At 71.7% G+C, this 15,779-nt stretch carries 15 protein-coding genes; 9 read left to right on the forward strand and 6 right to left on the reverse strand.

All coding sequences use genetic code 11. The features are described from left to right. Positions 1 to 52 precede the first annotated feature (52 nt). A complete protein-coding gene (locus ACRWK8_RS26175) occupies positions 53 to 934 on the reverse strand; it encodes an aldo/keto reductase (RefSeq protein ID WP_378748257.1) in 882 nt (293 codons plus the stop codon). Between the two features lie 303 nt (positions 935 to 1,237). After that, positions 1,238 to 1,921: a hypothetical protein gene (locus ACRWK8_RS26180; protein ID WP_431873162.1), complete on the reverse strand. Its 684-nt coding sequence runs from the start codon at positions 1,919 to 1,921 to the stop codon at positions 1,238 to 1,240. A gap of 291 nt (positions 1,922 to 2,212) precedes the next feature. Here ACRWK8_RS26180 and ACRWK8_RS26185 point away from each other — a divergent pair, with 291 nt between their 5' ends. The 9 genes from ACRWK8_RS26185 to ACRWK8_RS26225 all read left to right on the forward strand — a co-directional run bounded on the left by ACRWK8_RS26185 (position 2,213) and on the right by ACRWK8_RS26225 (position 10,005). Then, positions 2,213 to 3,175, forward strand: a complete 963-nt coding sequence (locus tag ACRWK8_RS26185) for a LysR family transcriptional regulator (protein ID WP_431873163.1) — start codon at positions 2,213 to 2,215, stop codon at positions 3,173 to 3,175. Between the two features lie 260 nt (positions 3,176 to 3,435). After that, positions 3,436 to 4,569 carry an ABC transporter substrate-binding protein gene (locus ACRWK8_RS26190; RefSeq protein ID WP_431873164.1) on the forward strand — a complete coding sequence of 378 codons (1,134 nt, stop codon included), beginning with the start codon at positions 3,436 to 3,438 and terminating at the stop codon, positions 4,567 to 4,569. After that, the gene (locus tag ACRWK8_RS26195) at positions 4,566 to 5,414 is read left to right on the forward strand and encodes an ABC transporter permease (protein WP_431873165.1); all 849 of its coding nucleotides are present in this window, start codon (positions 4,566 to 4,568) and stop codon (positions 5,412 to 5,414) included. The genes ACRWK8_RS26190 and ACRWK8_RS26195 overlap by 4 nt, the downstream gene beginning before the upstream one ends. Then, positions 5,414 to 6,334, forward strand: a complete 921-nt coding sequence (locus ACRWK8_RS26200) for an ABC transporter permease (protein ID WP_378748285.1) — start codon at positions 5,414 to 5,416, stop codon at positions 6,332 to 6,334. Before ACRWK8_RS26195 ends, ACRWK8_RS26200 begins: the two co-directional genes overlap by 1 nt. Next, the gene (locus ACRWK8_RS26205; RefSeq protein ID WP_378748289.1) at positions 6,331 to 7,158 is read left to right on the forward strand and encodes an ABC transporter ATP-binding protein; all 828 of its coding nucleotides are present in this window, start codon (positions 6,331 to 6,333) and stop codon (positions 7,156 to 7,158) included. The genes ACRWK8_RS26200 and ACRWK8_RS26205 overlap by 4 nt, the downstream gene beginning before the upstream one ends. Beyond that, the gene (locus ACRWK8_RS26210; protein WP_378748294.1) at positions 7,148 to 7,498 is read left to right on the forward strand and encodes a hypothetical protein; all 351 of its coding nucleotides are present in this window, start codon (positions 7,148 to 7,150) and stop codon (positions 7,496 to 7,498) included. The genes ACRWK8_RS26205 and ACRWK8_RS26210 overlap by 11 nt, the downstream gene beginning before the upstream one ends. 12 nt (positions 7,499 to 7,510) lie before the next feature. Continuing rightward, on the forward strand, positions 7,511 to 8,251 hold the full coding sequence (locus ACRWK8_RS26215) for an SDR family NAD(P)-dependent oxidoreductase (protein WP_378748300.1): 741 nt from the start codon (positions 7,511 to 7,513) through the stop codon (positions 8,249 to 8,251). 59 nt (positions 8,252 to 8,310) lie between these two features. Then, the gene (locus ACRWK8_RS26220; protein WP_017545601.1) at positions 8,311 to 8,811 is read left to right on the forward strand and encodes a 2,4'-dihydroxyacetophenone dioxygenase family protein; all 501 of its coding nucleotides are present in this window, start codon (positions 8,311 to 8,313) and stop codon (positions 8,809 to 8,811) included. 222 nt (positions 8,812 to 9,033) lie between these two features. After that, entirely contained in the window at positions 9,034 to 10,005 is a 972-nt protein-coding gene (locus ACRWK8_RS26225; RefSeq protein WP_431873166.1) for a dimethylarginine dimethylaminohydrolase family protein, read from the forward strand. 78 nt (positions 10,006 to 10,083) lie between these two features. On the opposite strand, the gene lpdA is transcribed toward ACRWK8_RS26225, so the two are convergent. The 4 genes from lpdA to ACRWK8_RS26245 all read right to left on the reverse strand — a co-directional run bounded on the left by lpdA (position 10,084) and on the right by ACRWK8_RS26245 (position 15,580). Further along, entirely contained in the window at positions 10,084 to 11,490 is a 1,407-nt protein-coding gene (lpdA, locus tag ACRWK8_RS26230; protein WP_378748310.1) for a dihydrolipoyl dehydrogenase, read from the reverse strand. Positions 11,491 to 11,622: 132 nt separating this feature from the next. Further along, entirely contained in the window at positions 11,623 to 12,570 is a 948-nt protein-coding gene (locus ACRWK8_RS26235) for a DedA family protein (protein WP_431873169.1), read from the reverse strand. A gap of 193 nt (positions 12,571 to 12,763) precedes the next feature. Next, a complete protein-coding gene (locus tag ACRWK8_RS26240) occupies positions 12,764 to 14,389 on the reverse strand; it encodes a hypothetical protein (protein WP_431873167.1) in 1,626 nt (541 codons plus the stop codon). An 84-nt stretch (positions 14,390 to 14,473) separates the two neighbouring features. Further along, a complete protein-coding gene (locus tag ACRWK8_RS26245; protein WP_431873168.1) occupies positions 14,474 to 15,580 on the reverse strand; it encodes a winged helix DNA-binding domain-containing protein in 1,107 nt (368 codons plus the stop codon). Positions 15,581 to 15,779 lie beyond the last annotated feature (199 nt).

A 15,779-nucleotide genomic window follows, 5' to 3' on the forward strand; every position in this document is an offset into this window, starting at 1 on the left:
CCCCCCCCCCCCCCCCCCCGGGGCCGTTCGCGTCAGCCACCCGTTCCACGGGTCAGACGGCGAGGAGCCGCCGGACGCTGTCGCTCTCCTCCTCGGTGAGCTTCAGCGAGGCGGCCACCATGTTCTCCTCCAGGTGCTCGACCCGCGAGGTGCCCGGGATCGGCAGCATCACCGGTGAGCGGTGCAGCAGCCAGGCCAGCGCGAGCTGGGCCGGGGTCACCCCGCGCTCGGCCGCCATCGGGGCCAGGGGGGAGTCCGGGCCCGCCAGCACCCCGCGCCCGATCGGGGACCAGGGCAGGAAGGCGATCCCGTCCTGCTCGCACCGCTCCAGGACGTCCTCACAGCGGCGCTGGAGGGGGCTGTACTCGTTCTGCACGGAGGCGATGGGCGTGGTCTTACGGGCGGTCCGGAGCTGCTCCCGCGTCACACCGGTCAGACCGATGTGGTGGATCTTGCCCTCCTCGCGCAGTTCCACGAGGGCGCCCAGCTGCTCGGACAGCGGCACCTCCGGGTCGATCCAGTGGAGCTGGAGCAGGTCGACGCGCTCCAGCCCCAGGTTGCGCAGGCTCGACTCCACCTGTCGCTTGAGGTGCTCGGGCCGTCCGTTGGCCTCCCACTCCCCAGGGCCGGGGTGCGTCATCCCCGCCTTGGTGGTGACGAGGAGGTCGGCGGGGTAGGGGTGCAGGGCCTCGCGGATGAGTCGCTCGTTCACCTCGGGGCCGTAGGAGTCGGCGGTGTCGATGAGGGTGACGCCCAGCTCGACCGCGCGCCGCAGCACGGCCACGGCCTCGTCGCGGTCCCCGGGCTCTCCCCACGCGCCGGGACCGGCCAGCTGCATGGCGCCGAAGCCGAGGCGGTGCACGGGGAGGTCGCCGCCGATGGCGAAGGTCCCCGACTGGCTGGCGAGGTCCGGTGTGGTGTGTACGTCGGTCACGGGAGGTTCCTTCCGGGCGGCACGGGGCCGCTTGACACGGGGCGGGCGGAGGGGGATCGGGCCACGACGTGCGGGACCAGGCTCGCTGCGGAGCTGCGGGAAGAATCCCAGCAGGTGGGGGCGGTGGCAAGGAACCTCTGAGCGCGTCGGTGAGGTGATGCGGAATCCGGGTCGGCCCGGGGGCGGGTACGTCCGCCGACGGTGCTTTTGCCTGGTCGGGCGGGGGTGAACCGGGCCACCCGGTTCACCCGGAGACGCGTGAGGGGCCGCCGACACCGGTCGGCGGCCCCTCACGTCGGGTTGCTAGTCGCGGATCTGCCCCGCGGCCTGGAGGACCACCCGCTCCAGGTCGCCGCGCTCGACGTCCTCGAAGTAGGCGATCGCGGTGACGTGGAAGTCGCCGGGCAGCTGGAGGTACAGGTGGCGGCTGGAGCCGTCCACCGTGCCGACGTACTCCAGGTCGCCGCCCAGGTCGTCGGAGTCCTCCGTGTGGTAGGTGTCCACGTCCACGTCGACGTCGACCTCCCAGTTCATCTCCGCCTCGGCACCGGGGACCTGGACGACGTCCGGATTGGCGCTCGGGTCGGCGCCCGAGGTGAACACGAGCGTGAACGACGGGGTCCCGGGCTCCGTGCCGCCGTCGCTGAACGTGCAGGAGAGCTGTTCGGCGTCCTCGATCCCCTCGATCTCCCCGCTCTCCTCGGTCAGCACCTGGCCCGGTGCCAGGTCCCCGACGATCTGCGCGGCACCGGCCGCCTCACAGGACGCGGGGAGGCCGTAGGCGGACGTCTCCTCCTCCGGCTGGTCCTCGTCGGGGCTCGGGCTGGCGCTCGCCTCCTCCTCGGGGGAGTCCGCGCCGCCTGACGACATGCTCAGGTCCAGGTCGAGGTCGACCACGTCGCAGCCGACGAGGACGACACCGCCGATCACGACTGCGGCGACGGCCGTGCCCAGGCACGAGAGGGGTGAGGACGGGATCAGGCGCATGGGTGGCTTTCGGTTCGGGGGTGCGCCGGGCGGAGGCGGCTCCGGCGGGGGACACAGGGAAACCTAGCAAGTCCGGGGCGCCGGGGAGGTTCCCCGCACGGGGCGGGGGCGGGACGGGACGATCCGGCCTCAGTGTCCGGTTCCTGGAATGTCAGAATCAGTATCGGTAATAGTCTGAAAAGGAAGGGGCCTCAGGTGCGAGTGTGATTTATGACCGGTTTCGCGCCTGGTATCCCTTTTCGGTATCGTGTGACCCCCCTTCCCCACAACCCCTCCGGAGTGCCCCCCGACATGCTCGACACGGACATTCGCCTTGAGTGGTTCGTCTCGTTTCTGGCGGTGGTCGACACCGGCAGTTTCGTCGCCGCCGCGGAGTCCACTCGCAGGTCACAGCCGCGAGTCAGTCAACACGTCGCCGCGCTCGAACGGGAGATCGGCCAACCGCTCTTCGACCGGAAGAAACGCCCGGTCCAGCTCACCGAGGCGGGCGGCGCGCTGGCCGTCCAGGCCCGCAACGTCCTGCGCGCACTGGAGCGGGCCGAGTCCGCGATGGCGCCCTGGCGCGGCGGCACGCGCGGCATCGTCTCCCTGGGCTCCTATCCCAGCGCCAGCGCGGCCTTCGTGCCCGGACTCCTCCAGTCCCTGGCCGACAGCGACCCGGACATCAAGGTGGTGCTCACCGAGCACGCCACCCTCGAACTGGACGAGGCCCTCGCGGGGGGCGGCATCGACCTCTACCTCAGGCCCATGACCCCCGAGCCCGTCTCCCCCTCCGTGGTCAGCAGGCCGCTGTGGGCCGAGCCCCTGGTCGTCGTGCACGCCGAGGACCACCCGCTCTCCGACGTCCCCGACCCCGTTCCCATGGCCGTCGTCGCCGCCCACCCCATCGTGGTCATAGGCCGCCTCGACGCCCCCGAGACCGCGGAGTTCGAGTCCTACCGCGTCTTCCAGGAGCACGGTCTGACCATCACCCCCGTCCAGGCCACCAACCAGCCGCAGACGCTCGTGTCGCTGGTCGCGCACGGTATCGGGGTCGGCGTCACCAACTGGCTGGCGGCCTGGAGCGCCGACACCAGGGGGGTGCGGGTGCGTCCCCTGGAGGGCGCCCCCCGGCGTCGGGTGGCCGTCTGCTGGGACTCCACCCGGGCGCTCACCCCCGCGGCGCGGAGAATTCTCCAGGCTGTAACCGAAGCGCCCCGACCTGCGGGAACACTGCCGACGCGGGTGCGGAACGCAGAGCGCGACGAAGAGTAGGCCGCGCGGACCGGGCAGTATTCGCTTTCCCAATAAGGGTATAAGCGAATGGAACTTCACGGTTGGGCCGATATCCCGATACGGTCGGCAAGCGAAAGCATGAAAGTTCCGGACGACTCCTCGTCCTCCGGAGCTTCGCACGCCCTCCAACCCCATTCCCTCACCGCCGCGCGGGCGGGTTCCAGGTGCGTCTTCCACCAGTGGAAACGGCACGTGCAAGCGTTCGTGTGAGGGCGCACACCCCGTACCGGAAGAACCTCATGCAGCGATTTCCGCTCACGCCCCTTTCCCTTGTCTGTTCCGTCGCGCTGCTCGCCACAGCGTGCGGCGGCGGGTCCACCGTCGACGAGGACGTGGAGGGAGCCAGCGGCTCCGTCAGCGGCTCCCTCAACGCCGGATACGTGTCCGCGATCGACCAGATCGGCCTCCCCGTCGGTACCGAGATCGGGTACTTCGAGGACCACGGCCTGGACGTGACCCTGGCCGACCCGTTCCCCACGGGCGTCGACGCGATCAACGCGCTGGAGGCCGGTGAGGTCGACATCATCCAGGTCGGCGTCCCGGCCCTGGCCGCGGCGGGCGAGGGCGTGGACCTGGCCCTGGTCGGCAACTACACCGGCTCGGCCGTCCAGCGCAGCATCGACGAGACGGCCGCGATCGTCGCCGCCGAGGACTCCGGCATCGACCCGAAGGACCTCTCCACGCTGGAGGACGCCAAGATCGGCACGACCTTCGGCTCCATCAACCACCTGTACCTGCTGGGCCTCCTCAAGGACCTGCGGATCGACCCGGACGACGTCGAGATGGTCAACACCGCGCCGCCGGACATGCCGGTCGCCCTGGAGACCGGCGGCATCGACGCCGCCGTCATCTGGGACCCGTGGCCGATCACCATCACGGACCAGGTCGAGGGCTCCGAGGAGATCCTCCGAGGCGGCGGCTACATCCCCTTCATCGGGTACATCATCACCACTCCGGAGTACCTGGAGGAGAACGGTGACATGGTCGAGGCCTTCCTCACCGCCCGCGCCGCCACCGACCAGTGGATCCGACAGAACCCCGAGGACGCCGCCGACTCCGCCGCGCGCTGGCTGACCGGCACCGAGCCGGATGTCGCCCAGGCCGCCATGGAGTACAACGTCGCCCAGCTGGACGGCCGCTTCTCCGCCTGCAACTACCTGGCGCTGGACACCGTCGCGCTCCTGCTGGAGGAGCAGGGTCAGCTGGAGTACGAGACCGACATCAACGACCTGTTCGTCCCGGGCCCGATCCTCTCCGTCGAGGAGAACAACCCGGAGCTGTTCGACGATCTCCCCGAGGTTCCCAACACGGCCGAGATCGAGGCCGACCACACGTTCATCCGTGAGGTCGACCAGGAGGCGTGCGCCGTATGACGCACGGCCCGACGCGTGGTTCCGGACGCACCGCGCGATCCGGTACGGCCGCCCCACGCCGCGGCCGTACCGGAGACCGGGCCGCCGGTTTCCTCTGGTTCGTGCTGCCGTTGGTCGCCCTGGTGGGAGCCTGGGCGGCCACGGTGGCCGTGACCGGAGTGCCGAAGCGGGTCTTCCCGCAGGTCACCGATGTCGCCGAGGCCCTGTGGTCCATGGCGGTCAGCGGAGAGCTGGTCCGGCACCTGAGCGCGAGCCTGTACCGGGTGCTGGTCGGCGCGGTCATCGCGATCGTCACCGCGATCCCGTTCGGGATCGCCCTCGGTGCCAGCCGGATCCTCTCCGCCTTCTTCACCCCGCTGCTGCGCTTCTCCGTGGCACTCGCCGGGATCGCCTGGATCCCCGTGGCGACGCTGTGGCTCGGGTACGGCGACGGCGCGGTCATCTTCATCGTGTGGAACGCGATGTTCTTCGCGCTGGCCTACAACACCATGCTGGGCGTGCGCAGCATCCCCGGTGAGCTGCTGAGGTCGGCGCGTTCGCTGGGAGCCGGACCGTGGCGGCTGTTCTGGGAGGTCCTGCTCCCCGGCGCGCTGCCGAGCGTGGTCAGCGGCCTGCGGATCGGCCTCGGCTACGGCTGGCGCGGCCTGGTGGCGGCGGAGATCATCGCGACCAGCGCCGGTCTGGGCTACGCGTTGTTCCTGGCCCAGACCTCGTTCTCCACCGACGTCATCATCGCCTCGATGGTGATCATCGGTGTCCTGTGGCTGTTGATGGACCGCCTCCTGCTCGCTCCGCTGGAGCGGAACACCGTGGAGCGGTGGGGCATGACGGGGGGTGGTCGCTGATGCGGTCGTTCGGTGAGATTTCCGGCGGGACCGTCCGACCCGCCGGGACCGCTGCGGCGGGCGGCGGCTCCCCCTCGGGGGCCGCGCCCGCACGGGCGGTCCGACGCAGGGCCCCGCTGCACAGGAGGGTGTGGCTCCGGCTCACCCGCAGCCCGGCCTTCCGCACGCTGGGCCCGTTCGTGCCGGTGATCGCCCTGTGGTGGGTCCTGGCGGAGAGCGGGCTCTTCCCGCAGGCGTTCTTCGTGGGCCCCGACCGGGTGGTGCTGGAGTTCGTCGAGCTGCTCCGCAAGGGCATCCTCGTCGGCTACCTGGGCGACTCCCTGGAGCGCCTGGCCTACGGGGTCGGTTTCGGTCTGCTCATCGGTCTCCCGATGGGCTTCCTCACCGCCCTGTTCTGGCGGCTGCGCAAGGCCGTGTGGCCGATCCTGCTGTTCTTCCAGGCGATCGCGGACATCGCGTGGCTGCCGATCGTCATCGTGTGGTTCGGGTTCAGCCTGACCGCCGTCACGTTCGTCATCGTCTACACGATCGTCTTCCCGCTCATGCTGAGCGTGGTCTCCGGGGTCGAGCAGGTGCCCAAGGAGCTGATCCGGGCCGCGCGCAGCCTCGGCGCCGGGCGGGTCCGGGTGTTCTTCGAGGTGATCCTGCCGGGCGCGCTGCCGTCCGTGGCCACCGGTGTGCGCACCGGCCTCGGTTACGGCTGGCGGGCGCTGGTGGCGGCGGAGATCATCGTCGGCACCAGCGGGATCGGATTCATGATGTTCGACGCCCGCCGGGTGGGCGACGTCAGTCAGGTGTTCCTCGGCATGGTCGTGCTCGGGGTGCTCTGGTACATGCTCGACGCGCTGGTGCTCGCTCCGTTCGAGCGGGCCACCGTGGAGCGGTGGGGGTTGGTGCGAAGCATGGAGGACGACAGATGACCGCGTTGGTGATCGAGCACCTGGAGAAGGTCTACACCGACTCCTACAGCGGGGACGAGGTCGTCGCGATCGGCGACGTCTCCTTCACGGTGGAACGGGGCGAGTTCGTGTCGGTCCTCGGACCGAGCGGCTGCGGCAAGACCACCGTCCTCAACACCGTGGCGGGCTTCGCCGACCCCACCTCGGGGACGGTGTCGGTGGACGGCCGCGAGGTCAGCGGACCCGGCCCCGACCGGGGCGTGGTGTTCCAGGGGCACGCGCTGTTCCCGTGGAAGACCGTGCTCGGCAACGTGGTCTTCGGGCTGCGCATGAAGGGCGTGAAGCGGCGCGAACGCGAGGAGCGCGGCCGCGAGTTCCTGGAGCTCGTGGGGTTGGCCGGGTTCGAGAACCGCTACCCGCACGAGCTGTCCGGTGGCATGCGCCAGCGGCTGGGCGTCGCCCGCGTGCTGGCCAACGAACCCGCCGTGATGCTCATGGACGAACCCTTCGCGAGCATCGACGCGCAGACCCGGCGCCGGCTCCAGGAGGACCTCACCCGGATCTTCGAGGAGCGCCGACCCACGGTGTTCTTCGTGACCCACGACATCGACGAGGCGGTCTTCCTCTCCGACCGCGTGGTGGTGCTGTCCCCACGGCCCAGCACGGTCCAGGAGATCGTCACCGTGGACCTGCCCCGCCCGCGCACCTGGAAGGCGGCGGTCGACCACCCCGGCTTCCGGGAGACCGTCGCCCGGATCAACGGGCTCCTGGCGGTCGACGCCGTCCGGGACCGGGACGGCGCCGGCGACCAGGAGAGTGACGGGAGCGCCGCAGATGTCCGCTAGGTCCCTCGGGTCGCGGGCGGTCCGCAGCGCCACCCTGCGGCGGATCGCGCTGGTGCTGCTCCTCGTCCTCCTCTACCAGGTGTGGCTGGGGGTCCAGGCGGTCGGCAAGGCCGAGCCCGGTCTCGCGGACGCCCCCGACGAGCGGGGCCGCTTCGACGTGGACGTGGTCCTCGGCTTCCAGCCGGAGCGTTACCACTTCCTCCGGCTCCAGGACCACGGACGGGTCGCCGGGACCACCGACACCACCGTCCACCTCAGAGGGGTGTCACCGGCCGGGGTCGACGCACTCGCCCGCGAGTACTGGATCGAGTCCCTCGCCGTCCCGGATTCCGACGCCTAGAAGGAGCAGCGCATGGAGACAGCACCGGGGGACGTCCCCGAACCCAGGTCCGATGACGGGACCGTCGTGGTCGTCGGGGGCACCAGCGGCATCGGTGCTGCGGTCGCCGCCCGCTTCGCCGACCGGGGCCGCCGCGTCGCCGTCTGCGGCCTGGGCGCCGAGCGCGCCCCGGCCGGGCTCCGGGAACGGGCCGAGGTCACCGAGCTCGACGTCACCGGCGAGAACGCGCTGGAGGAGTACCTCTCCTCCTTCTCACGCGTGGACGCGCTGGTCAACGCTGCCGGGATCATCCGCAGGCACGAGGAGTTCGATCCGGCGGTGTTCGCGAGGGTCGTGGAGATCAACCTGACCTGCGCCATGCGGGCGTGCGTCGCCGCCCGGCCCGCCCTGGCGGCGGCCGGGGGCAGCATCGTCAACGTCGCCTCGATGCTCAGCTTCTTCGGCGGTCCCCTGGTCCCCGCCTACAGCGCCAGCAAGGGCGGCGTCACCCAGCTCACGAGGTCGCTCGCGGTCGCCTGGGCGTCCCAGGGCATCCGGGTGAACGCGGTCGCGCCCGGCTGGATCCGCACCGAGCTCACCGAGGGGGTGCGCGCCGACGGGGAGGCCGAGGCCCGCATCCTGGGCCGCACCCCGATGGCCCGCTGGGGCGACCCGGCCGAGGTCGCCGGGGCGGTCGAGTTCCTGTGCGGCCCGGACGCCGGGTTCGTCACGGGGGCGGTCCTCCCGGTCGACGGCGGCTACCTGGCCGCCTGACCCCCGCCCCTCCCGGCTCTCCCCCCCGTTCCGTCCCACCCCGTCCACCTGGAGGAACCGTGTCACCGAACCGAGCTCCCGTCATCAACCCCTCCGCCGGGATCCCCGACGAGATCGCGATCCCGGCCGTCCCCGAGGACCCGCGCATGTGGGTGCCGCAGGCCCCGAACGTGTGGTTCCGGCCGCTGATGCTCAACACCGTCACCGGTCAGTGGTGCAACCTGCTCAAGGTCACCGCGTCCGGGATCGTCTCCCGGCACCGCCACCCCGGCGCGGTCTTCGGCTACGTGATCGAGGGCCGCTGGCACTACTACGAGCACGACTGGGTGGCCGAGGCCGGTCACTTCGTCTACGAGCCGCCGGGCGAGATCCACACCCTCGCCGTCCCCGAGGACTGCGACCACATGGTCACCTTCTTCAACATCAGCGGCGCGATGGTGTACGTGGACGAGGACGGCACCCAGACCGGGTACGAGGACGTCTTCACCAAGATCGAGATGGCCCGCGCCCACTACGCCTCCGTGGGCCTGGACGGCTACGTGGAGTCGCTCATCCGCTGACGCGGACGGCACGCGAGCGTGATCCCCTGACGGGGCCGGCCCCCGGACGGCGGGGGACCGGCCCCGTCCTCGTGCGTGCGGCGCCTCGGCGGGCACGCGGACACGCCACGGCTCCCGTCGGGCCGGGGCAGCGCCCCGGTCCGTGGGCAGAATGAGGAGGCCAAGGGCGCGGGCACCGTCGCCGGGAACCCGCGCCGTCCGATCGCCCACGAAGGAGGGCGCGTGCCCGAGGTGAGAGTCGACGACGAGTTCGCCACCCTGAGGACGGTCATCGTGTCCCGCTCCGAGCTCGGGCTGCCCGACACCCCTCCCGAGACCTGGGACACGGACTTCCTCGGGCCCGACGTGGCCCGTGCGGCCACCCCCGGCGCGGACCTGGACCGGGACCTGCCGGACCTCGCCCGGGCCCTGAGACGCGAACGCGGGGAGCTGTCCGCGCTCCTGGAGTCCCACGGCGTCGAGGTGCTCCACCCCCGCCCGCTCACGGCGCACGAGAAGGAGGCCGCCCAGGGGCGCGGCTACGCCAACTTCTTCGTCCGCGACCCGCTCGTCACCATCGGCAACCTGGTGATCGAGGGGTCGCTGAGGTTCCCCTACCGGCGGGGCGAGGTCCTTCCGGTGCGCGACCTCCTGCGGGAACGGGTGGACCCCGCGGACTCCGTGCACGTGGCCGTCCCCGCTCCGGAGGTCCCCGAACCGGGGGACGCGTCGTTGGGGGAGGGCCCCTTCCTCGAGGGCGGTGACGTCCTCGTGCTGGGACGGCGGATCCTGGTGGGGGTCTCCGGTCTGGCCACCAACACCGCCGGGGTGTCCTGGCTGCGGAAGTTCCTCGCGCCCCACGGATACACGGTGGAGACGGTCCGGCTCCACCCGAGGATGCTGCACCTGGACTGCGCGCTGGGCCTGGTGCGCGAGGGGCTGATGATCGTGTGCGAGGAGGCCCTCCTCGACGGGGTGCCGGAGTCCCTCCGGTCGTGGCGGTCGGTCCCGGTGAGCTTCGACCAGGCCACCGCGCTCGCCACCAACGGACTCCCGCTGAGCCCGGACACCTACGTCACGGACCCCGAGTTCACGGACGTCGGTGAGCGACTGGAGGCCCTCGGGGTCCGTGTCGAGTACGTCGACCTCCGGGCCACCCGTTCCCTGGGCGGCGCCTTCCGGTGCAGCACGCAACCCCTGCTCCGGCACGGTTGAGACGGCCGCGACGCACGAACGACGGGGCCGGTCCCCGACCGGGGACCGGCCCCGTCCGCGTCACGGGCGCGCGCGGGATCAGTAGTTGATCATGTGCCCGGCCAGGCCGTGCACCGCTTCCTTGACCGCCTCGCTGAGGGTCGGGTGCGCGTGGATGTTGCGGGCCACCTCGTGCACGGTCAGGTCCCACTGCTGGGCCAGGGTCAGCTCGGGCAGCAGCTCGGTGACGTCCGGGCCGACCATGTGGGCGCCCAGGAACTCCCCGTACTTCCCGTCCGAGATGATCTTCACGAAGCCCCGGGTGTCACCCAGGCCGTGCGCCTTGCCGTTGGCCATGAACGGGAACTTGGCGACCTGGACGTCGTACCCCGCCTCCCGCGCCTCCGTCTCGCTGTAGCCGAAGCTGGCGATCTGCGGCTGGCAGTAGGTGGCGCGCGGGATGAAGCGGTAGTCGATCTCCTGGGTCTCGGCGTCCGCGATGGTCTCCACCGCCACGATCCCCATCGCCTCGGCCGTGTGCGCCAGCATGAGCTTGGCGGTCACGTCGCCGATCGCGAAGATGTGCGGGACGTTGGTGCGGCCCCGGCCGTCGATCTCGATCGCGCGCCGTTCGGTCAGCTTCACGCCGGTCTTCTCCAGGCCGTAGCCCTCGACGTTGGGCGCGAACCCGATCGCCTGGAGGAGCTTGTCCGCCTCCAGCGTCTGCTTCTTCCCGTCCGCGCCGGTGACGGTGACCCTCACGCCCTCGCCGGTGTCCTCGACCGTCTCCACCCTGGTGGAGGTCAGGACCTTCACGCCGAGCTTCTTGTAGGCGCGGGCGATCTCCTTGGAGACCTCCTCGTCCTCCATCGGCACGACGCGGTCGAGGAACTCCACGATGGTGACGTCGACGCCGTAGTTGCGCATGACGTAGGCGAACTCGACGCCGATGGCGCCCGCGCCCGCGATGATGATGCTGCCGGGGAGCTCCTCGCTGAGGATCTGCTCCTCGTAGGTGACGACCCGCTCGGACAGCGAGGTGCCCGGGATCAGCTTGGTGGAGGAGCCCGCCGCGATCACCGCGTTGTCGAAGGTGACGGTCTCGGTCGAGCCGTCCTCGCCGCGCACCTCGATCGTGTGGTCGTCGACGAAGGTGCCGCGCCCGTCGAGCTCGGTGATCTTGTTCTTCTTCATCAGGAAGTGGACGCCCTTGACCCGGCCGTCCGCCACCTGGCGGCTGCGGCTGAACGCCTTGCCGTAGTCGAACTCCACGGTCCCGTTCACCTTGATGCCGAAGTCGTCGGCCTCGTTGTTGAACAGGTGGGCGAGCTCGGCGTTGCGCAGCAGGGCCTTGGAGGGGATGCAGCCCACGTTGAGGCAGACGCCGCCCCAGTACTTCTCCTCGATGACGGCCGCCCTGAGGCCCAGCTGGGCCGCGCGGATCGCGGCGACGTAGCCGCCGGGCCCGGCGCCGAGGACGACCAGATCGAAGTGTTGCTGTCCCATGACGGGATCTCCTTGAGTGTGTTTGTGACGCACCCAGCGCAGCCGGCTTGCCCGGGGTGTCGGATTGCCGAACGCCAGCCTAGCCAAGGAGCCCGTCTCCGCGCGCGACCCTGTGCGACGGGGTGATGACTTTCAGGCGTCGTCGCTGTTGGGAGGCTTGGGGGTGGTGGGAACATCCCGGACCGGCTTCTCGGTGGTCCCGGCGGCGGGCTCCTCCCCGGCGGCGATGCGGGCCGTCTCGGCGTCGTAGGCCTCGGCGGCGTCGGCGAGCGCCTGGGCCCTGCGTGCCCGCTGGTCCCTGATGGCGCCGTAGGTGGGGATCGCCGCCATGCCGAAGATGAGCGCGAGCGTCAGCCACATCGCGTAGCTGTCGACGAGCAGGACCACGTCCACCCCCGCCTGCCCCGAGCCGTACCCGACGGCCGCCACGACGGAGGTGATCATCAGGGCGCCGAGGGCGTCCAGCAGCATGTAGGTGCTCAGACGCATCCCGTTCACCCCGGCCACGATGTTGGGGATGCCCGCGGGAACGCCCGGCAGGTAGCTCAGCGGGATCAGGAGCCGCATCACCCACGGGTTCATGGTCTGGAGGCGCGCGGCGAACCGTCGACCGCGCTCGCTCGGGATCAGGAAGGTGATCATGCCCTGCCCCCAGCGGCGGCCCACCCACCAGAACAGCCAGTCGATCTTCACCTTGCCGACCACGCCCGCGACGATCACGAGCCACAGCGGCGCCTCACCGATGCTGGCGAAGGCCGCGGCGGCGCCGACGGCCGCGTGGCTGCCGGTGACGAAGGCGAGGGGGATGGCGTGGTCCGCGATGAAGAGCGGACGCAGCGGCATGGTGAGGAGGAAGAACGCCGGGATGCCGACGAGCATCCAGGCCAGGACCCTGTCCTGCCGTGTCATCGTGCTGGGCCAGGGGCGCTGGTTCCGCCACTGCTCCTTGGCCCTGAGCGTCTCCTCCTCGTCCCAGGCCCGGCCCGCCTCCGTGAGCGCCTCCTCACGGGTGGGCCGTGGGGAGTCACCGTCGCCGTCCGGGCGACCGTGGTCCTGGGGGGTGTCCCTCGTCGTCATCATGTCCTCCATGATTCCGTGGGCCGACGCCCGGCCCACAGTCCCAGCCATCACCGGCATCGTGTGAGGGGCGCGGTGCGAGGGGGATGACAGTTGTCACGTACCCGCTGCCCGCGCGCCCGAGGAGGGTGGGGGCGGGGTGCGTGTCGGTCGGGTTCCGCGCCCGCGCGGGGCGGGGGAGCGCGCGGGGGCCGGTTCAGCGTCCGGGCGGTCCCATGGGCCACTTCCAGTGCGGGGCCCAGGTGCTGCTGTCCGAGACTCCGGGGGGCATCGGCGGCAGCAGCCGGGCGCCGGGCGGCCGGTCGTCGGAGGGGGGAGGGTCGGCGGCGGGGGTGCCCGGGGCCGGGTCCTCGAAGGGGCCCGGATCGGAGAGGGAGCGGGGTTCGCGCCACTCGGGCTCGTCGAGGGGGGAGCCGAGGGGGTCGTCGAGACCCGGACCGGGGGAGAGCGCGCCGGACCAGGCGGCGGGGACGGTGAAGTCGTCGAGCTCGTCCTCGTCGTCCTCGTCCTCCTTGGGCGGACGTGCCGGTGGGTCGAACAGCGAGGCCGGGGTGTCGGGGAACACCGGGGCCGCCCCGGGGTTGATGGTGACGTCCTCGAAGGACGACGACAGACCGCCGCCGGGGGCGTCAGCGTCCGGGTCCAGAGCGGCGAACGGCGCCGACATCGGCCCGGAGTCCACCTCCGCGAAGTGCGCGGCCTCCCCGAAGTGCCGGGGCGGGCGCCCGTGCGCCCCGGTGTCGTCGTTCTCCAGCGGCGGAGCCTGCGGGTGGCGGACCGTTCCGGCCGGATGCGTGCGCGCCCACCAGGCCGTCGCCTGGTCCGGGCGCAGTTCCTCCAGCACCGTGAGGGAACCGGTGATGTGCGGGTGACGGCGCCCGGCCCGCCAGGAGTGCAGCAGCGACTGCGGTTCCAGGACCAGGACCCGCTCTCCGTCCACCACCGGGACGTCCCCGGGGCAGGCCTCGTTCCCCACCCAGGTGCCGTCCCCGCCGACCAGGTCCCATTCGCCGCGTACGACGTCGGCCATCGGATCCACCGGGCCGTCCAGCGAGGCCGCGACCCAGCGCGGGTCCGGGCGCGTGCCGGGCAGGCGGTGCCCCTCCTTGCCGATCAGCGCGTCGGCGAGCAGGGTGTGGAGCTGGAAGTTGTCGCTCACCCCGTCGAAGGCGACCCGGAACCCCCTCCGGGAGGCGCGGTCCAGGACGATGAGCCGGTCCGCCTCGGACATCCGGAGGAGCTCGCCCACCTCACCGAACTCGTTCAGCCGCGTGGAGAGCGCCTGCACGATCTGGCCCAGCTCGTGCAGCGCGCCCGGGTCGGCGCGCACGGCGGCGCGCACGCCGGAGTCACCGAGCATGGCCTTGGCCGCGAGGCCGTAGCGGAGCGAGGTCCACCAGCCGACGGTGGCCAGCGGGGCGTTGTCCCCGAGGACCTGCTCCACCCGCTGCTCCTCGGCCTCGCCCGCGTCGTTCGGGGCGGGCAGCGGACCGCCGCCGGTCTTCTCCCACGCGTGGATGAAGGCCACTGCCGCCTGTCCGTAGCTGCCGAGCTGGCGCAGCACCTCCAGGCCCACCTGTCCGGCGGGCGCGCCGGACTCGACGAGGGCGCCGGCCAGGACCGACAGGTCGGCGGCGACCCCCGCGTGGGGTTCGCAGTCACCCAGGACCGGAGTCAGCGCCTCCAACGCGATGGCCAACTCCTCCCGGGGTACCTGGGAGGAGAGCCGGAACACGTCGTGCACGGCCTCGGGGAAGCCGGGTGCCTGGCTGGCGGCGGTGTCGAGCACGCGTTGGAACGCGGCACGGAACTCTTCAGTCACCCCAGAATCCTGTCATACCCGTCTGTGCCATCCGTGGTCAGGACGCACGTGCACAAAACGGTCGAACCCCGGGTGGGCGGTGTTTCAGGCCGGGTCCGTGAAACGGAGGCGCGCGCTCTCCTCGTCCGGGTGGAGAAAGGCGAGGAGTCGGGTGCCCTCGGCGGTGATCTCCTCGATCTCCGCGTGGCCGAGCGCGCGGAAGGGCGTGACGTCGAGCGAGGGCGTGCTGCGGCTCCGGTCCACCCTCCAGGAAGCAGCCACCGTGCCGTCCACCAGCACCGTCGCGGGCGGCATGCCGTTGCGCGAGGAGAGCCCCCGCAGGTGGTCGTCGGAGATCACCCGGCTCCGGTCGGCGTGCCCGCGCAGCAGGTTGTCGAAGTCGTAGAGGAAGCGGACCGGCGCCGGAACGTCCGCCGACGGGCGCGGGGCGTCGGGCAGGTCGAAGAGCTCGGTCCCCGACGGGTCCCGGAAGGACACCAGCCGCTCGCGCAGGCCCTCCACCACCTCCTTGAGCCGGGTCAGCCCGGACCAGGCCTGCACGTCCCGCACGCTGGCCGGGCCGAAGGCCGCCAGGTACCTCAGGACCAGCGTCTCGCGGTCGGGTCCGGGCGCCATCGGCAGACCGGTCCACGTGTCGGCGGGGGCGAGCACCGGCTGCCCGGAGGCGCCCCACACGCCGCGAGGCGGGAGCTGCACCACCGGCAGCAGGCAGCGGACCACGTACGCCAGGTCGGCGCCGTCCACGCCCTCCCAGTGCGCGCTGATCTGGTCTCCCAGTTCCGTGGGGGAGAGCGGGCGCTCCTCCAGGATCTTCCGGCCCAGGGTCACCACCGCCTCCAGGTCCACCCCGGCGGTGGCCTTCCCGTGGGAGCCGTGGGAGAGGTCCCGCTCCATGACCTCCTGGGTCGTCGGGCGCATCCAGGCGGCGTCCTCGGCGGAGACCAGGTGCAGGGTGGAGCGCATGAGGGACATGCGGACCAGGGCCCCGTCGGTGAGCAGGCGACCCACCTCGTGCGGGTCGAAGTCCTCCATACGGCTCTGGAAGCCCACGTACCAGGTGTGCGTGGTCTGCGCCTGGAGCCCCGCCAGGCGGGCCAGCACCTCCGTGGCCGGACGCTCCACCCGGCCCAGCAGGAACTGGCGCTCCAGGGTGGCGCGGTTGAGCTCGCGTCGGGTGAGGGTCGTGACCATGCTGGGCCCCTTCCGGTGTGCGGAACGTGCGGGCACCCTACCTCTCACCTCGGACGGAACCGGGAGATCCACGCCGTACCCGGTGCGGTCCCGACCCGGGCGTGGTGGTGAGCGGACCGAACGCGGTGCCTCCGCCCGTGGACGCGCGGAAGGGGGTGCCCCGGGTGGGACACCCCCTTCCGCGTGTGTGTTCCGCGGC

Source organism: Nocardiopsis eucommiae, assembly GCF_965344335.1.
Classification (GTDB): domain Bacteria; phylum Actinomycetota; class Actinomycetes; order Streptosporangiales; family Streptosporangiaceae; genus Nocardiopsis; species Nocardiopsis eucommiae.